This window comes from Pseudomonas sp. MH10 (assembly GCF_034353045.1).
In the GTDB taxonomy this organism is placed as follows: Bacteria; Pseudomonadota; Gammaproteobacteria; order Pseudomonadales; family Pseudomonadaceae; genus Aquipseudomonas.
On record NZ_CP133783.1, the window covers coordinates 3435335 to 3453527 of the forward strand.

Here is an 18193-nt window from a genome sequence, read left to right on the forward strand (position 1 = left end):
CAGGCAGGCCGGGGATTCCCCTCTTTTATTCCTCTCGGAGACTAACCTCCAGTCTCCAGCGCCCGTCCACTTTCGTACCGTGCCAGTCACCGTGCAAAGGGCGGGCCGCCAGCAGGTTCAGCAACAGTCCCCCATCCGCACGTTGCACTCTCCAACGAACATCTTTGCCCTTCAATTTGAACTCACCCCTTTGCGCTTTACCTTGCGTGTTGAACAACATCGCAAGCGAACCTGACACCTGCTCACCCCGCACTTTCGGTTCATCGTTGAACCACAACACCAATCCATCTTCAACCGGCTCGATCAGCTGCAGTTCCAGCGGATCAGGCGCTGTCAGCCGACCGATCATTAGGCCGACCATCACACCCACGATGGCCACCGAGCCAAGTACCTTGGGCCAGAGTTTCGGTCTGGGATCCTCTTCGGGGTTAGAATGCAGCCCGTCTTTCAATTCGGAGCCGTGCATGTTTCACGTCATCCTTTTTCAACCAGAAATTCCGCCGAATACCGGCAATATAATCAGGCTGTGCGCCAACAGTGGCTGCACCCTGCATTTGATCGAACCATTAGGCTTCGAACTGGACGACAAGCGCTTACGCCGCGCAGGCCTCGATTACCACGAGTACGCCAATCTCCAGACTCATGCGGATTTGCCGAGTTGCCTTGAAAGGCTCGGCCATCCACGCCTGTTTGCTTTTACCACAAAAGGCTCGCGGCCTTTTCACGATGCACGATTCGAGAAAGGCGACGCCTTTCTATTCGGCCCGGAAAGCCGTGGCTTACCCGTCGACGTGCTCGACTCACTTTCGAGCGATCACCGCCTGCGCCTGCCCATGCGCGAAGGCTGCCGCAGCTTGAATCTGTCAAACACCGTGGCGGTGGCGGTGTATGAAGCCTGGCGGCAACTGGATTTCGCTTAATTCGCTGTTACTCGGCCTCTGTAGAGCCAACTTGTTGGCGAGAGGCCAGACGCTTCGCCAACAGGTTGGCTCCTACAGAAATAAAAAAAACGCCCCGAAAGGCGCTTTTTTCGGTTCAACCTGCCGCTTATTGCACAGTTTGGGGTTCGCCAGACTCTTGCATGCGGGACAATTCTTGCGCGTAGAGCGCGTCGAAATTGACCGGGGCCAGCATCAGCGCAGGGAATGAACCGCGCACAACAAGGCTGTCGATGGTTTCACGCGCATACGGGAACAGGATGTTTGGGCAGAACGCGCCAAGCGTGTGGCTCATGCCGGCCGGGTCCAAACCCTTGATCAAGAAGATGCCTGCTTGCTGAACTTCAACGATAAAAGCTACTTCGTCGCCGTTGTTGACGGTAACTGACAGCGTCAGCACGACTTCGTAGAAATCGCCTTCCAGCGGCTTCTGGCGAGTATTCAGGTCCAGAGCAACGCTTGGGGTCCATTCCTGGCGAAAGATCGCCGGGCTTTTTGGTGCTTCGAACGACAAGTCACGAACGTAGATGCGCTGCAAGGAAAATTGCGGGGCTTCAGCGTCTTCTGCTACAGCGCTGTTGGTCGATTGGTCAGTCATGTCAGGTCCTTCTTATAAGGTTCTTTAGGATTTCGGATTCAAGCCTGAAGCAGCGCGTCGAGTTTACCGGCGCGCTCCAGGGCAAACAAATCATCGCAACCACCCACGTGGTCTGAGCCGATCCAGATTTGCGGGACGGAAGTACGTCCGGCTTTCTGAGTCATTTCAGCGCGAAGCTGAGGCTTGCCATCGACTCTGACTTCTTCGAAGGCAACCCCTTTGCTTTCCAGCAACTGCTTGGCGCGCATGCAGTAAGGGCACCAGTCGCTTGAATAGACGATGACGTCAGCCATTTCACTTCACCAGAGGCAGGTTGTCGGAACGCCAGGTGGCAATACCGCCCGACAACTTGGCGGCGGTAAAACCGGACTTGAGCAATTCGCGAGCCGTAGTGCCCGCGTGCTGGCCCTGAGCGTCAACGATGATCAGCGTCTTGGCCTTGTGTTTTTCCAGCTCGGCAACGCGAGAAATCACCTTGTCTTGCGGGAAGCTTAGGGCGCCAACAATATGCCCAGCCGAGAAATCCTTGGCAGAACGGACGTCGATAACCACGCCCTGATCACTGTTGACCAGCGACGTCAGCTCACGGGTGCTGAGGCTGCGGCCACCTTTGCTGATTTCTGTCGCGATCAACAGCGCGAGCAGAATGGCGAAGGCGCCAGCCAGCAAATAGTGGTTAGTGGCAAATTCAATCAGATGAGCAACCATCAGTAGGTTCCAGGGCGTTAAAATGGCGGCCAGTATACACAGCACCTAAGGTCGGCCAAAGCCCGTACGGCAGTGACGCCGTTTGAACTTGCCCTTAAAATGCCGATCTGTTTTTTTACTTCGTTCATTAGCCGCGAGTGGATTCTATGACTGCCACGCCAAAACCTCTGGTTCTGATCATTTTGGACGGCTTCGGACACAGCGATAGCCACGACGGCAACGCTATCTACGACGCCAAAATGCCGGTGATGGATCGCCTTTATGCAACCCAGCCCAACGGCCTGATCTCAGGTTCAGGGATGGATGTCGGCCTGCCGGACGGGCAGATGGGCAACTCTGAAGTCGGTCATATGAACCTCGGCGCAGGCCGCGTCGTGTACCAGGACTTCACCCGGGTTACCAAATCAATCCGCGACGGTGACTTTTTTAAGAACCCCACTATTTGCAGCGCTGTCGATAAAGCCGTCAGTGCCGGCAAAGCCGTGCATATTCTGGGCCTCTTGTCCCCAGGCGGCGTTCACAGCCATCAGGACCATCTGGTCGCCATGGTCGAACTGGCCGCTCAACAGGGCGCTGAAAAAATCTATTTGCACGCCTTTCTAGATGGCCGCGACACGCCACCTCGTAGCGCCAAAGCATCATTGGAGCTGATGGACGCGACCTTCGCCAAACTGGGCAAAGGCCGCACCGCCAGCATCATTGGTCGCTATTTCGCTATGGACCGCGACAATCGTTGGGACCGTGTGGCGTCCGCTTACAACCTGATCGTCGACGGCGCTTGCGAGTTCCAGGCAGCCACCAGCGAGGCCGGTCTTGCATTGGCGTACGAGCGTGGCGAGAACGACGAATTCGTCAAAGCCACCAGCATCGGCGACAAGGTCAGAGTCGAAGACGGCGACGCCGTGATCTTCATGAACTTCCGCGCCGACCGAGCGCGTGAACTGACCCGAGTGTTCGTCGAAAACGACTTTAAGGATTTCGAGCGCGCCCGTCAGCCGAAACTGGCCGGATTTGTCATGCTCACTCAGTACGCCGCCAGCATTCCCGCACCCTCGGCGTTTGCCGCCGGCAGCCTGAAAAACGTGCTCGGCGAATACCTGTCGAACAACGGCAAAACCCAACTGCGGATCGCCGAAACCGAGAAATACGCCCACGTGACGTTCTTTTTCTCTGGCGGCCGTGAAGAACCGTTCCCCGGCGAAGAGCGCATTCTGATCCCTTCGCCTAAAGTCGCTACCTACGATTTGCAGCCAGAAATGAGTGCGCCGCAAGTCACTGACAAAATCGTCGACGCTATCGAACATCAGCGATTCGACGTGATCATCGTCAACTACGCCAATGGCGACATGGTCGGGCACAGCGGCATTCTGTCGGCGGCGATCAAGGCCGTCGAATACCTTGATGTGTGCATCGGTCGCATTGTCACCGCACTGGATAAAGTCGGCGGAGAAGCGCTGATTACGGCAGACCATGGCAACGTCGAACAGATGTCTGACGAAAAGACAGGTCAGGCGCACACGGCCCATACATCCGAGCCCGTGCCGTTCATTTATGTGGGCAAACGCAATTTGAAAGTCCGTGAAGGTGGCGTTCTGGCAGATGTGGCACCCACCATGCTGCAACTGTTGTCCATGGAAAAACCGGAAGAGATGACCGGTCATTCGATCCTCGTGGCTAAATAAACCGCGCTAAAACGGGGTATTGAACCCCGCAGCACCGGTTAATTATCCGACTCGCCCCAAAGCAGTAGCTTTGGGGCGTTTTTTTTGCAGCGCGCGGCGGGCATACTAGGCTCTGTTCAAACTCCTCCTTGGTGTCGCCCGCCCCATGCTCCGCGCCCTGATCGCCCTAGTTCTCACGTGCTTGCTCACTCCAGCGTTCGCCGATGGGCGCGCGCAGACCCAACAACAGTTGGACGCTGCCCGCAAAGACATCACCGAGCTGAAGAAACGCCTCGGCGAGTTGCAGCAGGAGAAATCCGGCGTGCAGAAAGACCTGCGCGGTACAGAAACCGAAATGGGCAAGCTGGAAAAGCAGGTGGAGGCCCTGCAGAAGGAACAAAAAAAGACTGAAGTCGAGCTGCAACGGCTCGACCAAGAGAAAAAAAAACTACAAAGCTCCCGCGTTGAACAACAACGGCTGATCGCGATTCAGGCCCGTGCTGCTTACCAGGGTGGCCGTGAGGAATACCTGAAACTGCTGTTGAATCAGCAGAACCCGGAAAAATTCGCCCGGACCCTGACCTACTACGACTATTTAAGCCAAGCACGCTTGGCGCAACTGCGCAGTTTTAATGAAACCCTAAGCCAGTTGGCGGGTGTCGAGAAAGACATCGACCTGCAACAAGCGCAGTTGCTCGTACAGAAAAGCAATCTTGAAGATCAGCGCCAAGCGCTGGATAAGGTTCGTCAGCAACGCCAACAGGCCCTCGCCAAGCTTAATCAGGATGTGAAAGCTCGCGACGACAAACTGCAAATCCGCCAGCAAGAACAAAATGATTTGGCGAATGTACTGAAAACCATCGAGGAGACCTTGGCCCGACAAGCTCGCGAAGCTGAAGAAGCCCGCCAGCAGGCCTTGATCGCCCAGCAGCAAGCAGAAAAACAGCGTCAGCGTGATGAAGAAGCTCGCGCGCTGGCAAAGAACAGCGACAAACCCAGCAGCCGCGATGATGACGACGAAGCGCCGGTAAAACGTCCTGTCAAAGCGCCTGGGGCAATGGTTTCCAGTGCTGGTGCTTCGTACGGCGGACCTTTTGAGCAAGCAAAGGGAAAACTTCCTTGGCCTGTTGATGGTCGATTGTTGGCGCGTTTCGGTGAAACACGCGGCGACGACGCCCGAACCAAGTGGGACGGCGTGATGATCAGCGCTCCAGCTGGCAGCCAAGTACACGCCGTCCACGGCGGTCGCGTGGTGTTTGCCGACTGGTTGCGCGGCGCGGGGCTTCTGGTCATTCTCGACCACGGCAACGGCTTTTTGAGTTTGTACGGCCACAACCAGAGTCTGCTCAAGGACGCTGGCGACATTGTTAAAGCGGGTGAGGCGATTTCCACGGTAGGTAACAGTGGTGGTCAAGAAACACCGGCGTTGTATTTCGCTATACGTCAGCAGGGTCGCCCTAGTGACCCGGCGCAATGGTGCCATGTCCAAGGATAGGCTGGTGCCAACCTCAGGTTTAGGAGTTCGTTCGATGCTGCATTTGTCCCGCCTCACTTCGCTGGCTCTGGCTATTGCGATCGTTATCGGCGCTCCTCTGGCAACCGCCGCAGAAGCTGTAAAACCTTCAACACCTGCTCCAGCAGCAGCCGCGGCCGCTCCAGCCGCCAAAGCGTCTTTACCGCTTGAAGAATTGCGCACGTTCGCTGAGGTCATGGATCGGATCAAAGCCGCCTACGTCGAACCTGTCGATGACAAAACTTTGCTGGAAAATGCCATCAAAGGCATGCTCAGCAACCTCGACCCGCACTCCGCCTATCTGGGCCCCGAAGACTTCGAAGAGCTGCAGCAGAGCACCAGCGGCGAATTCGGCGGCCTGGGTATCGAGGTCGGTATCGAAGACGGCTTTATCAAAGTGGTCTCGCCGATCGACGACACTCCAGCGTCCAAAGCTGGTGTTGAAGCGGGCGACTTGATCGTCAAGATCAACGGCGCGCCGACTCGCGGTCAGACCATGCAGGAAGCGGTCGACAAGATGCGCGGCAAAATCGGCGAAAAAATCACCCTGACCCTGGTGCGCGACGGCGGCACCCCGTTTGACGTGACACTGGCGCGGGCGACTATTCAGGTCAAGAGCGTCAAATCGCAGATGCTGGAAAATGGCTACGGCTACATTCGCATCACCCAGTTCCAAGTCAAAACCGGCGAAGAAGTCGGCAAGGCGCTGGCCAAGCTGCGCAAAGACAACGGCAAGAAAATGAGCGGTCTGATTCTCGACCTGCGCAACAACCCCGGCGGCGTGCTGCAAGCGGCGGTGGAAGTGGCGGACCACTTCTTGACCAAGGGCTTGATCGTTTACACCAAAGGCCGTATCGCCAACTCCGAACTGCGCTTCTATGCCGACCCGGCCGATGCCAGCGAAGGCGTGCCATTGGTGGTGCTGATCAACGGCGGCAGTGCTTCGGCGTCGGAAATCGTTGCCGGTGCGTTGCAGGATCAAAAACGCGGTGTGCTGATGGGCACTGAAAGTTTCGGCAAAGGCTCGGTGCAAACCGTACTGCCATTGGCCAATGACCGAGCGATCAAAATCACTACGGCGCTGTATTACACGCCTAACGGCCGGTCGATTCAGGCCCAGGGTATCTCGCCAGACATCGAAGTACGTCGCGGCAAGTTCACCTCCGATGCAGACAGCGAGAACTACAAAGAAGCTGACTTGGCCGGTCACTTGGGCAACGGCAACGGTGGCGCGGACAAGCCGACGCCAATGACCAAAGCGGCAGCGTCGAAAGCGCGCCCACAAGACGATGACTTCCAGTTGAGTCAGGCGCTGAGCTTGCTCAAGGGCTTGAGCGTTACGCGCGGCAACTGACATGGGCGTGCGGCTGCTTGTAGGGGTTTTGGCCCTGTCGGTAAGCTTGATCGGCGCTGCTCAGGCCGCGGCGGTTGAAGCGGTAAAGACCGGCAGTGCGCCGCACGTTGCTTATCTCAGCCTGGTGATCGACGACCTTGGTCAAACGCCTGCGGGCGACAGCCGTGCCTTGGCCCTACCCGGCCCGGTTACGCTGGCAATTATGCCGGACACCCCACACGCCACTGAATTCGCCCGTCAGGCTCACCATAAGGGCAAGACTGTGATTCTGCACATGCCCATGGACCCGGCGACCGGACCGTTTGCCTGGCATCCCGAACTGCCCCTTCCCGAACTGGAAAAACGCCTGAACGCTGCGTTGCTTGCCGTGCCGTACGCGGCGGGCATCAACAACCACATGGGCAGCCGCATGACCGCCGAACCCGTGGCAATGACCTGGTTGGTGGCAGAGTTGCAGCGCCGTCATTTGTTTTTGCTCGACAGCCGGACCAGTGCCAAGACCGTGGCGGCCGCCGAAGCGCAACGCATTGGGCTGGCCAGTTTGTCCCGGGATATCTTTCTGGATGATGAGCGTACTACTGAAGCGGTGACTGCGCAGCTCAACGCGGCCATCGCATTGGCTCACAAACAAGGCTCAGTGGTGGTGATCGGCCACCCCTACCCCGTCACCCTCGACGTGCTTGAACGCGAATTGCCACGCCTCAAAGCGCAAGGCATTGTCTGGATCGACCTGCGCCAAATGATCGGCTTACGCGGCAATCAAGCGATGGCCGGGCATGGCAAGAATGGGATTTATCGTTGAGATCAAGCCTGTAGAGCCAACTTGGTGGCGAGACAAGCAACGCTGCACTTTGTCAGATACAACGCATTGCTGCCCTTCGCCAACAAGTTGGCTCCTACAGATCGATCAACCCTTCGCTACAAATACCGCCCCAATATCTCGTCGATCTTGCCTTCAGCGCGCATTTCATCGAGCGCTTTTTGCAGTTTGGCGACAATCTCGTCGGGCACTTCTTTGTTCAGCGCCAGGAATAACTCGTCGCTGTTGAAGCGCAGTACGGTTTTGAGGCCGGCAACGCCTTCCTGGCGCGCCAGGTAGCGGCCTGATGGATCGCCTGTCGCCCACAAATCAATCTGACCCTCGGCAAGCTTTCTGGCGTTATCTTGGTCTCGTAACACCAGCACCGGGTTTAGCCCGTCGGAAGCCAACTGATCGGCAATGCGATCACCTTTATACGCGCCAATTTTATATTTTTTGGCTTGTTGCAGGCTGCTTAGCTCGATTGTGCTGTCGGCGCGCGCCAGCATAATCCAGTCATCCGGACCAATGGGACCTACCCACTTGAAGAGTTTTTCCCGGTCAGGCGAACGGGCCGTTGAGAAAACTCCGTAGCCCGAAGTTTTCATCGCGAGTTTGTAAATGCGGTCCCAGGGAAAACGCAGGGTCATGCTGTAGCCGACCCCGGCGCGTTTGAAGGTTTCGCGCAGGATTTCGGCAGAGATACCGGCAATCTTGTTGTCCGGGGCGAAGTTTTTGCCATCCACCGCCATGTTGTAGGGCGGGAAATTTTCCGTCAGCAACACCACCGAATAAGCAGGCGGTGCGTCGGTTGACGCTGCATCCACTACCGGCGTCTCGCTACTGGCGTCGGCCGCATGAGCGGCGCCCGCCAGTAAAAAACCAATCCCGATTACTGCAAGAAAAACACGTTTAAACATGTGCTAGCCCCCGTCCATGACAGCTTTAGAGTGCAGCGCGACCGCACTGATGTCCAGTCGCCATCAATGGTTTTTAGCGCATTACGATGCCGCGACTGGCCATGTAGGCCTTGGCTTCAGGAACGGTGTATTCGCCGAAGTGAAAAATACTCGCCGCCAGCACTGCGCTGGCATGGCCTTCCAATACGCCGGCCGCCAAATGCTCGAGATTGCCGACACCGCCCGAAGCGATCACTGGAATTCCCAACGCATCGCTGATAGCGCGGGTTACGCCCAAGTCGAAGCCATTTTTCATGCCGTCTTGATCCATGCTGGTGAGCAAAATTTCACCTGCGCCCAGCTCTTCCATCTTCTTGGCCCATAGCACAGCGTCCAGCCCTGTCGGCTTGCGCCCGCCATGGGTGAAAATCTCCCAGCGCGGGGTTTCGCCCGGTAAGGAAACACGCTTGGCGTCAATGGCGACCACGATGCACTGCGAACCGAAACGCGCAGCGGCTTCACCCACGAAGTCTGGGTTGAACACCGCAGCAGTGTTGATCGAAACCTTATCGGCCCCCGCATTGAGCAGGTTGCGGATGTCTTGCACGGTGCGCACACCACCGCCCACGGTCAGCGGGATAAAGACCTGGCTGGCCATGCGCTCGACGGTATGCAAGGTGGTATCGCGGCCATCAACGCTGGCCGTGATGTCGAGAAACGTAATTTCGTCTGCGCCCTGCTCGTCGTAGAGGCGGGCGATTTCCACCGGATCACCGGCGTCACGAATGTTCTCGAACTTGACGCCTTTGACCACTCGGCCGTTGTCGACATCGAGGCAAGGGATGATGCGTTTGGCCAGGGCCATGGGCTTAATCTCCGATTAAGAGTGGCAAGCGTCAAGCTTCAAGCCACAAGTTAATGCACACCGATGATCGGCTGTTACTTGCAGCTTGAAGCTTGCAGCTTATGGCTATCCTGCATAACTGTCACAAAACGCCTGGGCCTCTGCCACATCCAGTGTCCCTTCATAAATCGCCCGGCCGGTGATGGCGCCGATGATTCCCGGCGCGCGAGCGTCCAGCAGGGATTTAATGTCGCCCAGGTTGTGAATGCCACCTGAAGCGATCACCGGGATACGCGTTGCCGCCGCCAGTGCAGCCGTGAACGGGACGTTGCAGCCCTGCATCATGCCGTCTTTGGCGATGTCGGTATAAACAATGGCCGAGACGCCGTCCGCTTCGAAACGCTTGGCCAGATCAATTACTTGGAGGGTACTGATTTCAGCCCAGCCGTCGGTGGCGACGAAGCCGTCTTTGGCATCCAGACCCACAATGATCTTGCCGGGAAACGCACGGCAGGCTTGGGCAACGAATGCGGGGTCTTTCACCGCTTTGGTGCCGATGATCACGTAGCTGACGCCGGCTTTGACGTAGTGCTCGATGGTGTCCAGCGAGCGAATACCGCCGCCAATCTGGATCGGCAATTGCGGGTAGCGTTTGGCAATCGCCGTTACCACGTCGCCGTTGACCGGCTGGCCTTCAAACGCGCCGTTTAAATCGACCAGATGCAAACGACGGCAACCGCCTTCAACCCACTTGGCGGCCATGCTCACCGGATCATCGGAGAACACCGTGGAATCTTCCATACGGCCTTGGCGCAGACGCACACAGGCACCGTCTTTAAGATCGATAGCGGGGATAATGAGCATGCGTTTTTCCTTCGTCAAAAGAGCGGCAAGCTGCAAGCCGTAAGCTGCAAGCATGCGTGTCTACCAATCTGTCTTGCAGCTTTAAGCTTGAAGCTTCTAGCTGCTTTTCAACTGTTCTTCTCCAACGCCCACACGTCGCTTTCGATGCTGTCGAACCTCTCTTTGAGGTGCGCCTGGACATCAAAAATCGCCCGATTGTAGTAGTGCGGAGCAATTTCGCGAGTGAACAGCTCGAGGATTTCAGCCGCCTCAAACGAACCTAAATCCAGTTCGAAACGGTCCGCCATGAACCGTTTGATCTTGTGGTTCGCCTCACTTTCCTGTTCAGGGGTGAGGGTCAGGATCGGCGGCTTGGCCTTCTTGGCCATTACCAACGACCGTCCCATGCAGCGAAGTTCTGCAACAGCTGCAGGCCATGGGTATGGCTCTTCTCTGGGTGGAACTGCACGGCAAAGCGCGAGCCTTCAGCCAATGCGGCAGCGAAATCCAGACCGTAATGACCACCGCCCACCACTTGCCGCTTATTGGCAGCATCGATGTAGTAGCTGTGTACGAAATAGAACCGCGCCATGTCCGGGATGTTGTGCCACAACGGATGTTCGACGGTTTGTTTTACTTCGTTCCAGCCCATGTGCGGCACTTTCAGGTGTTCGCCATCGTCATGCAAATCCTTGCCGAAAAAGCGCACCTGCCCAGGGAACACACCGATGCAATCGACACCGCCGCTTTCTTCGCTGCGCTCAAGCAAGGCTTGCATGCCGACGCAGATGCCGAGAAACGGACGGTCTTGGCTGACTTCACGCACCAGCGCGTCGAAGCCCAGGCGGCGGATTTCAGCCATGCAATCGCGAATAGCGCCAACACCGGGAAACACCACACGGTCAGCTTCGCGAATCACCGCAGCGTCGCTGGTGATCAACACCTTGCCGGCGCCGACGTGTTCCAGCGCCTTGGCGACTGAGTGCAGGTTGCCCATGCCGTAGTCGATAACCGCGACGGTCTGCATCAGAGCACGCCTTTGGTCGATGGCATTTGTCCAGCCATGCGTTCATCAAGCTCTACAGCCATGCGCAGGGCGCGGCCGAATGCCTTGAACACAGTCTCGATCTGGTGGTGGGTGTTGGTCCCACGCAGATTGTCGATGTGCAACGTTACGTTGGCGTGGTTGACGAAGCCCTGAAAGAACTCTTGAAACAAGTCCACATCGAAGCCGCCAACGGTAGCGCGGGTATAGGGCACGTGCATCTGCAAGCCAGGGCGGCCAGAGAAGTCGATGACCACACGCGACAGCGCTTCATCGAGCGGCACATAAGCGTGACCGTAACGACGAATGCCTTTTTTGTCGCCAATCGCTTTACTGAAGGCTTTGCCCAAGGTGATACCGACGTCCTCCACCGTATGGTGGTCGTCGATAGCCAAGTCGCCTTTGCATTCGATGTCCAAGTCGATCAACCCGTGCCGGGCGATCTGATCGAGCATGTGCTCAAGAAAAGGAACGCCGATATCAAATCGGGCCTTTCCGGTGCCATCCAAATTGATCGAGGCTTTGATCTGGGTTTCCAGAGTGTCGCGCTCGACGGACGCCTTACGTTCGGCCATCACTAGCTCCGCAAAATCATTGGGCGAAAAAGGCGAGCATTATAGGCCTAGAACCGGCTGCCATGAAGCAATCAGATACACCACACATCCTGTAGGAGCGAATTCATTCGCGATGAGGTCAGCATAGCCACATCATTGGCGGCCTGATGCACCACATTCGCGAATGAATTCGCTCCCCCAGTGAAGTTATTACCGTAAATTCAACGCTACCGATCAGTGAAATAACACCGCCGTTTTAAGCAGGGTGACCCAAACGCCCCATGCCAATGGGATACCGACTGCCAACCAGGCAGCAACCACCAATGGCTTGCTGGCAGCGGACGCTTTCCACTCCAACACCGTGTTGTGGTCAGCGCCGACATCGTGACCGTAGGATTGCTCTGTAGCCAACTCGTCGTCAGCCATGAAATATTTATCGGCAACCGGGCGAACCAGCAAGTTGCAGATGAAGCCCAACACCAACAGGCCCGCGAGAATGTACAGCGTGATGTCGTAAGCGTCAGAGCGCGCAACGCCAAGGCTTAATTGGTATTCACGCAAGTAGTTGACCAACACCGGACCCAACACACCCGCCGCCGCCCAAGCCGTCAGCAGCCGACCGTGGATTGCGCCAACCATCTGCGTGCCGAACAAGTCGGCCAAGTAGGCCGGCACCGTAGCGAAGCCACCGCCGTACATCGAGAGGATTACGCAGAATGCCGCGACGAACAGTGCAATGTTGCCGGTATGACCCAAGGTCGGTACCGACGCGTAGAGCACAACCCCCAGCACAAAGAACACGAAATACGTGGCTTTACGGCCGATGTAGTCAGAAAACGTGGCCCAGAAGAAGCGCCCGCCAATGTTGAACAGGCTCAACAAGCCGGTAAATCCGGCTGCAATGGCTGCGATCTGACCCAACTGACCGGCATCCAATTGCCCGAATGCCAACCCGTTGCCGAGTAATTTGCCGGCGAACACTTCCTGCAACAACGGCGACGCCATGCCGAGAATGCCGATACCCGCCGACACGTTCAGGCACAGAACCAGCCACACCAGCTTGAACTGGGGGGTTTTCCAGGCCACGCTCACGTGCACATGACGGTGCGTGATCATAGCGTTGCCGGCTTTTTTAGCCGGAGTGGTCCAGCCTTCAGGCTTCCAACCCGTGGGTGGTACGCGGTATGACAACGCGCCGCCGATCATGAAGACGAAGTAAATTGCTGCCATGGCCAGAAAGCTTTGCCAAACCCCCATGCCGGTGGGCGAAGCGAAATGGCCCATCAACGCCGCAGCCAGCGGGGCACCAACCATTGCGCCACCACCGAAACCCATGATGGCCATGCCGGTGGCCATACCACGCTTATCTGGAAACCATTTGATTAAGGTCGACACCGGGGAGATGTATCCCAGGCCCAGACCAATACCGCCGATTACGCCGGAGCCGAGCCACATCAATCCTATCTGGTGGGTATAGATACCCAAGGCAGAAATCACCAGCCCACCGCACCAGCACACCGCCGACACCACACCGGCCTTGCGCGGACCCGCTCGCTCCAACCACCCCCCCCAAACAGCGGCGGAACACCCCAAAAAGATGAAGAACAGCGTAAAGATCCAGCCCAACATCGAAATAGGCCAGTCGCAGCTAGATGAGAAAACTTGAGTCAAAAAGCTCGTGTTCGGCGCGCAGGCAACTGAAGCGGTAATACCAACGGCTTTAGATAACGGGATCCAAAACACTGAAAAGCCATACGCCATGCCGATACACAAGTGGATCGCTAGAGCGGCAGGTGGGACTAGCCATCGGTTAAACCCGGGCTTAGCGATAATGCGTTCTTTCGATAAAAAAGCAGGCTGCGCAACAAGGCCGCTTAGAGTGGCACTTTTATTCATTATTATTACCCCAAATGGTACATACGCATGGCTGAACACCTTATTGCGCCCGCAGCCTTCTATCCTCAAAGGGCGTTTGCTTTTTACGGCAGAAATTCTGATGGCGTGACAAAACGACGCAGCAGGATCGGCAGTGTTCGAGAGGTTAACATCTAGAAACAACATGGAAAGCAATCTGATATCAGTTTTTTTGTTACAACGTTTGCTAGCTGTTGCGCTCACGCCAGATCAGACCCTGAGGAAAAGTAATGCCCATTGTTGTCGAGTCAGTACACTCAGCCACTTATCAGGACCAAGAAGATCTGCAAAAAATCTATCGCGATGCCCCCCAGTGGCTATTAGCGCCGTTCCACGATGGTCAGGCATTGATTGAGTCGGGGCTAAGCGAAGGCACATTACTCGCGGCACGTTTCAATGATCGACTGCTGGGCGCCGCTTGCGTTCAACGCAACAACAACATTTGGCACCTATCTCAACTGTGCGTAAGAAAATTGACCCGGCGCCGAGGGGTCGCAGAACGCCTGTTGGTCGAGGCACAAAAAATGGCCCGCGTTGCAGGCTGTGAACTGCGCTTGCTGGCGCCTGTCGGACATCTTGAGGCCCAAGCTTTGGCGGCCAAATTCCATCTGATTCTCGATCCGCAGCTGGCTCAGAGCTGAGGGAATGCACACAACAAAAAAACCGTCCGCGGCACGGTTCCAGTCGAGAACGCTATACTCGCGGGCTAAATTTTGAATGAATCCATCACAAGGACTCGCCTATGAAAGCGTTCGGCAAAATCCTGGGTCTGGTTATTCTCGGGTTGTTGCTGATCATCGTGGCTCTTGGCTTTGCCCTGACCCATTTTTTTGATCCCAACGATTACAAAGACGAGATTCGCCAATTGGCCCGCGACAAAGCCCATGTGGAGCTCACCCTAAAAGGTGACATTGGTTGGAGCCTGTTCCCTTGGCTTGGCCTGGAGTTGCATGACGCCAGCGTCGCCACCTTGGTGACCCCGACCAAACCGTTTGCCGATTTGCAGATGCTTGGTCTGTCAGTTCGCGTGCTGCCGCTGTTGCGCCGCGAAGTGCAGATGAGCGATGTACGCATCGAAGGCTTGAACCTGACGTTGAACCGTGACGAAAACGGCCACGGCAATTGGGAAGACATTGGCCGCCCAGCCCCCTCCACCGTAGCGCCCGCGCCAACACCTGAAAACGCCAGCGCTAATTCCGGAAAAAACACGCCAGCAGCGCCAGATAAATCATCGCAGCCGATCAAGCTCGATATCGACAGCCTGACCGTCAACAACGCCCGCATCGATTACAGCGATGCCAAAACTGGCCGGCAATTTACTGCCGAGAGTATTCAATTGAGCACCGGCGCCGTGCATGAAGGGGCCAATATTCCGATCAAGTTCACTTCGTTTTTCAGCACCAATCAGCCGGTGATACGCGCCAAGACCGAACTGGTCGGGCAGTTGCGCTTTGACCGTGCGCTTAAACGCTACCAGTTCGAAGACATGCGTTTGTCCGGAGAAGCCTCTGGCGATCCACTGGACGGCAATACCCTGACCTTCGCTGCACAAGGCCAACTGCTCGTCGACATGGCGGCCAATATCGCGGACTGGAATGGCCTGAAGTTTTCGGCGAACCAATTGCGCGCACTGGGCGAGTTGCATGTACGCGATCTGGACAAGACACCACAGCTGAGCGGCGGCCTGTCCATCGCGCAATTCAACCTGCGGGACTTTCTCGAAAGCATCGGTCAAACCGTACCCGACATAGACAAAGACAGCTTGAAGAAGGTCGAACTGGTCGGTCGCCTCACCGGCAGCCCCACCAGCCTTGCCGTCGAAGACCTCAACATGAAGGTTGACGACAGCACGTTCAGTGGACGCTTGGCCGTTGACGACTTTGCCAAGCAAGCCATTCGCATCCAACTCAAGGCCGACACCTTTGACGCCGACCGTTATCGTCCCGCCAGGAGCGATGAGGCCAACAGCGCGGGTGCTGCCCGTAAGTCTGAAGTGACCGGTACAGAAAACCAGGCGTTCGCCACAGCGGGCGGAACGACCCCTCTGCCCAATCAGCCGACCCAGGTTGCCTGGAGTAATGATCGCCTGTTACCGCTGGAGCGGATGCGCAAACTCGACGCTCAAGCTGACCTTAGTTTTGGCCAACTGACCATCGATAGATTGCCGATACGCAATGCCGTGCTGAAAACCCACGGTCTCGATGGACAGATCACGCTGGATAGCCTGCGCGGCAACATTAGCAACGGTGATTTCGAAGTCAAAGGCACGCTGGATGTTCGACCTGATTTGCCAGTAGTGACCCTGCAAACCCGTGTCAACAAAGTTCCGGTTGAAAGCTTTTACCGGAGCGAGGATAACGCGCCTGTCAGAGGGTTGCTGACCTCACGCAGCAACATGACCGGCAAAGGCAATAGTCAAAAAGCGTTGATTGACGGCCTCAACGGTACCGCCAGTTTCATGCTCAACAACGGCGTGCTGGTCAACGCAAACCTGGAGCAGCAAGTCTGCCAAGGCATCGCCAAGCTAAATCGCAAAACGTTGAGCGCCGAACCTCACGGCAAGGACACGCCTTTTCAGCAACTCGGCGGCACCTTGGTCATACGCAACGGCGTTGCCAGCAATCCGGACCTGAAAGTGCAAATCCCCGGTTTAACGGTTAACGGTAACGGCGACATCGACCTACGCGTACTGGGCATGGATTACCGCATCGGCATCATCGTCGAAGGCGACAAGAGCGACATGCCGGACCCGGCCTGCCAAGTCAATGATCGCTACGCCAATTTCGAATTTCCGTTGCGCTGCCGTGGACCACTGGAGCTGGGCGCCAAGGCGTGCCGCGTCGATAACGAAGGATTGGTCGAAGCCGCGGCCAAATTGGCAGGTGACAAGATCGAGCAGAAAATCGACGACAAACTAGGCGACAAAATCAATCCACAGCTCAAGGACGCGCTCAAAGGTCTGTTTAAACGATGAAAGCCGAGCAGTTTTCAACGGCTGTACTGGAATGGTACGACCGCCACGGCCGGCACGATCTGCCGTGGCAACAGGGCATCACGCCGTACCGGGTTTGGGTGTCAGAGATCATGCTGCAACAGACTCAGGTCAGCACCGTTTTAAATTACTTCGACCGGTTCATGGAAGCCTTGCCAACGGTGCAGGCCTTGGCTCAAGCGCCGGAAGATGAAGTGCTGCACCTGTGGACCGGACTCGGTTATTACACCCGGGCCCGCAATCTGCAAAAGAGCGCAAAGATTGTGGTGGCTGACTATGCGGGGGAGTTTCCTCACGACGTGGAGAAACTCATCGAATTACCCGGTATCGGCCTCTCCACCGCTGGCGCCATCGCCAGCTTGAGCATGGGCCTGCGTGCACCGATCCTCGACGGCAACGTCAAGCGCGTGCTGGCGCGCTATACCGCCCAAGAGGGTTACCCTGGCGAGCCCAAGGTGGCCAAACAGCTGTGGGCGAACGCTGAGCGCTTCACGCCGCACACCCGAGTCAACAACTACACCCAAGCAATGATGGACCTGGGCGCAACGCTCTGTACCCGCAGTAAACCGAGTTGCCTGCTCTGCCCGCTGGAAAAAGGCTGTGAAGCGCACCTGTTGGGTTTAGAGATCCGTTACCCGATTCCCAAACCGCGCAAAACCGTGCCACAAAAGCGCACGCTGATGCCGATGCTCGCTAACCGCGATGGCGCCATTTTGCTGTACCGACGTCCCTCTACGGGCCTCTGGGGCGGGTTGTGGAGCTTGCCGGAGCTGGATCAGTTCAGTGACCTGGAGCATTTGGCCAACCAACACGCTCTGGCGCTGGGCAAACACCATGAGCTGCCGGGCCTGGTTCACACCTTCAGCCACTTCCAGCTGTCCATCGAACCGTGGTTGGTACAGGTCGAAGAGTCCGCCAACCACGTGGCCGAGGCCGACTGGCTCTGGTATAACCTCGCCACCCCACCGCGCCTGGGCTTGGCCGCCCCGGTGAAGAAGCTGCTGAAACGCGCAGCCGACGTATTGAACGCAGGAGAGTTGTAATGACCCGCACCGTGATGTGCCGCAAGTACAAAGAAGAATTACCCGGCCTGGACCGCGCTCCTTACCCAGGCGCCAAAGGCGAAGACATCTTCAACCACGTTTCACAAAAGGCCTGGGCCGACTGGCAGAAACACCAGACCCTGCTGATCAACGAACGTCGCCTGAACATGATGAACGCCGAAGACCGTAAATTCCTCCAGGTCGAAATGGACAAGTTCCTCTCCGGCGCCGATTACGCCCAAGCAGAAGGCTACGTCGCGCCCAAGGAATAACCCTTTGCAGCCACTGTGGGTCGTAAGCAACGGTAATAACTGACTATTTTCAACAACGCGCTTGACGACCCCCAGAAAAACAAGTCTAATGCGCCCCGTTGCCCAGATAGCTCAGTCGGTAGAGCAGGGGATTGAAAATCCCCGTGTCGGCGGTTCGATTCCGTCTCTGGGCACCAAAATACCGAAAACCCCAAGGAACAATGTGTCCTTGGGGTT

20 protein-coding genes and 1 tRNA gene are annotated in these 18193 nt (G+C 56.7%); 10 read left to right on the forward strand and 11 right to left on the reverse strand.

What is annotated here, in order from left to right:
- Window positions 1–25: 25 nt before the first annotated feature.
- Entirely contained in the window at window positions 26–466 is a 441-nt protein-coding gene (locus tag RHM59_RS15200; protein WP_322167151.1) for a hypothetical protein, read from the reverse strand.
- On the opposite strand from RHM59_RS15200, the gene trmL reads away from it, so the two are divergent.
- On the forward strand, window positions 465–920 hold the full coding sequence (gene trmL, locus RHM59_RS15205; RefSeq protein ID WP_322167150.1) for a tRNA (uridine(34)/cytosine(34)/5-carboxymethylaminomethyluridine(34)-2'-O)-methyltransferase TrmL: 456 nt from the start codon (window positions 465–467) through the stop codon (window positions 918–920). The two genes, RHM59_RS15200 and trmL, sit on opposite strands and share 2 nt — an antisense overlap.
- A 127-nt stretch (window positions 921–1047) precedes the next feature.
- On the opposite strand, the gene secB is transcribed toward trmL, so the two are convergent.
- From secB to RHM59_RS15220, 3 genes are read right to left on the reverse strand one after another with little or no spacing between them, the layout of a single operon-like run.
- Complete coding sequence (secB, locus tag RHM59_RS15210) at window positions 1048–1536, reverse strand: protein-export chaperone SecB (protein ID WP_322167149.1); 489 nt, start codon at window positions 1534–1536, stop codon at window positions 1048–1050.
- A gap of 38 nt (window positions 1537–1574) precedes the next feature.
- Window positions 1575–1829 carry a glutaredoxin 3 gene (gene grxC, locus RHM59_RS15215; protein WP_322167148.1) on the reverse strand — a complete coding sequence of 85 codons (255 nt, stop codon included), beginning with the start codon at window positions 1827–1829 and terminating at the stop codon, window positions 1575–1577.
- Window position 1830: 1 nt separating this feature from the next.
- The gene (locus RHM59_RS15220) at window positions 1831–2244 is read right to left on the reverse strand and encodes a rhodanese-like domain-containing protein (protein ID WP_322167147.1); all 414 of its coding nucleotides are present in this window, start codon (window positions 2242–2244) and stop codon (window positions 1831–1833) included.
- Between the two features lie 146 nt (window positions 2245–2390).
- On the opposite strand from RHM59_RS15220, the gene gpmI reads away from it, so the two are divergent.
- From gpmI to RHM59_RS15240, 4 genes are all read left to right on the forward strand, one after another.
- Window positions 2391–3926 (forward strand): 2,3-bisphosphoglycerate-independent phosphoglycerate mutase, encoded by a 1536-nt coding sequence (gene gpmI / locus RHM59_RS15225; RefSeq protein ID WP_322167146.1) that lies wholly within the window; start codon window positions 2391–2393, stop codon window positions 3924–3926.
- 145 nt (window positions 3927–4071) lie between these two features.
- A complete protein-coding gene (locus tag RHM59_RS15230; protein WP_322167145.1) occupies window positions 4072–5400 on the forward strand; it encodes a murein hydrolase activator EnvC in 1329 nt (442 codons plus the stop codon).
- A 34-nt stretch (window positions 5401–5434) separates the two neighbouring features.
- Window positions 5435–6772: a S41 family peptidase gene (locus RHM59_RS15235; RefSeq protein WP_322224597.1), complete on the forward strand. Its 1338-nt coding sequence runs from the start codon at window positions 5435–5437 to the stop codon at window positions 6770–6772.
- Window position 6773: 1 nt separating this feature from the next.
- Window positions 6774–7574: a divergent polysaccharide deacetylase family protein gene (locus RHM59_RS15240; protein WP_416194750.1), complete on the forward strand. Its 801-nt coding sequence runs from the start codon at window positions 6774–6776 to the stop codon at window positions 7572–7574.
- Between the two features lie 116 nt (window positions 7575–7690).
- Here RHM59_RS15240 and RHM59_RS15245 read toward each other — a convergent pair whose 3' ends face one another.
- The 7 genes from RHM59_RS15245 to RHM59_RS15275 form a co-directional block, all read right to left on the reverse strand.
- Window positions 7691–8491: an ABC transporter substrate-binding protein gene (locus RHM59_RS15245; protein WP_322167143.1), complete on the reverse strand. Its 801-nt coding sequence runs from the start codon at window positions 8489–8491 to the stop codon at window positions 7691–7693.
- A 73-nt stretch (window positions 8492–8564) separates the two neighbouring features.
- Entirely contained in the window at window positions 8565–9335 is a 771-nt protein-coding gene (gene hisF / locus RHM59_RS15250; protein WP_322167142.1) for an imidazole glycerol phosphate synthase subunit HisF, read from the reverse strand.
- A gap of 105 nt (window positions 9336–9440) precedes the next feature.
- Entirely contained in the window at window positions 9441–10178 is a 738-nt protein-coding gene (gene hisA, locus RHM59_RS15255) for a 1-(5-phosphoribosyl)-5-[(5-phosphoribosylamino)methylideneamino]imidazole-4-carboxamide isomerase (protein WP_322167141.1), read from the reverse strand.
- Between the two features lie 107 nt (window positions 10179–10285).
- Window positions 10286–10546, reverse strand: a complete 261-nt coding sequence (locus RHM59_RS15260) for a DUF2164 domain-containing protein (protein WP_322167140.1) — start codon at window positions 10544–10546, stop codon at window positions 10286–10288.
- On the reverse strand, window positions 10546–11184 hold the full coding sequence (gene hisH / locus RHM59_RS15265; RefSeq protein ID WP_322167139.1) for an imidazole glycerol phosphate synthase subunit HisH: 639 nt from the start codon (window positions 11182–11184) through the stop codon (window positions 10546–10548). The genes RHM59_RS15260 and hisH overlap by 1 nt, the downstream gene beginning before the upstream one ends.
- Window positions 11184–11777: an imidazoleglycerol-phosphate dehydratase HisB gene (gene hisB / locus RHM59_RS15270; protein ID WP_322167138.1), complete on the reverse strand. Its 594-nt coding sequence runs from the start codon at window positions 11775–11777 to the stop codon at window positions 11184–11186. The genes hisH and hisB overlap by 1 nt, the downstream gene beginning before the upstream one ends.
- A 213-nt stretch (window positions 11778–11990) precedes the next feature.
- The gene (locus tag RHM59_RS15275; RefSeq protein ID WP_322224600.1) at window positions 11991–13652 is read right to left on the reverse strand and encodes an OFA family MFS transporter; all 1662 of its coding nucleotides are present in this window, start codon (window positions 13650–13652) and stop codon (window positions 11991–11993) included.
- A 248-nt stretch (window positions 13653–13900) separates the two neighbouring features.
- Between RHM59_RS15275 and RHM59_RS15280 the strand changes: the two genes are divergently transcribed.
- The 5 genes from RHM59_RS15280 (at window position 13901) to RHM59_RS15300 (ending at window position 18153) form a co-directional block, all read left to right on the forward strand.
- Window positions 13901–14311, forward strand: coding sequence for an acetyl-CoA sensor PanZ family protein (locus RHM59_RS15280; protein WP_322167136.1), 411 nt, complete (start codon window positions 13901–13903; stop codon window positions 14309–14311).
- A 101-nt stretch (window positions 14312–14412) separates the two neighbouring features.
- The gene (locus RHM59_RS15285) at window positions 14413–16644 is read left to right on the forward strand and encodes an AsmA family protein (protein ID WP_322224602.1); all 2232 of its coding nucleotides are present in this window, start codon (window positions 14413–14415) and stop codon (window positions 16642–16644) included.
- Window positions 16641–17705 (forward strand): A/G-specific adenine glycosylase, encoded by a 1065-nt coding sequence (gene mutY / locus RHM59_RS15290; protein ID WP_322167134.1) that lies wholly within the window; start codon window positions 16641–16643, stop codon window positions 17703–17705. The genes RHM59_RS15285 and mutY overlap by 4 nt, the downstream gene beginning before the upstream one ends.
- Entirely contained in the window at window positions 17705–17977 is a 273-nt protein-coding gene (locus tag RHM59_RS15295) for an oxidative damage protection protein (protein ID WP_322167133.1), read from the forward strand. The genes mutY and RHM59_RS15295 overlap by 1 nt, the downstream gene beginning before the upstream one ends.
- 100 nt (window positions 17978–18077) lie before the next feature.
- A tRNA-Phe gene (locus RHM59_RS15300) sits at window positions 18078–18153 on the forward strand.
- Window positions 18154–18193 lie beyond the last annotated feature (40 nt).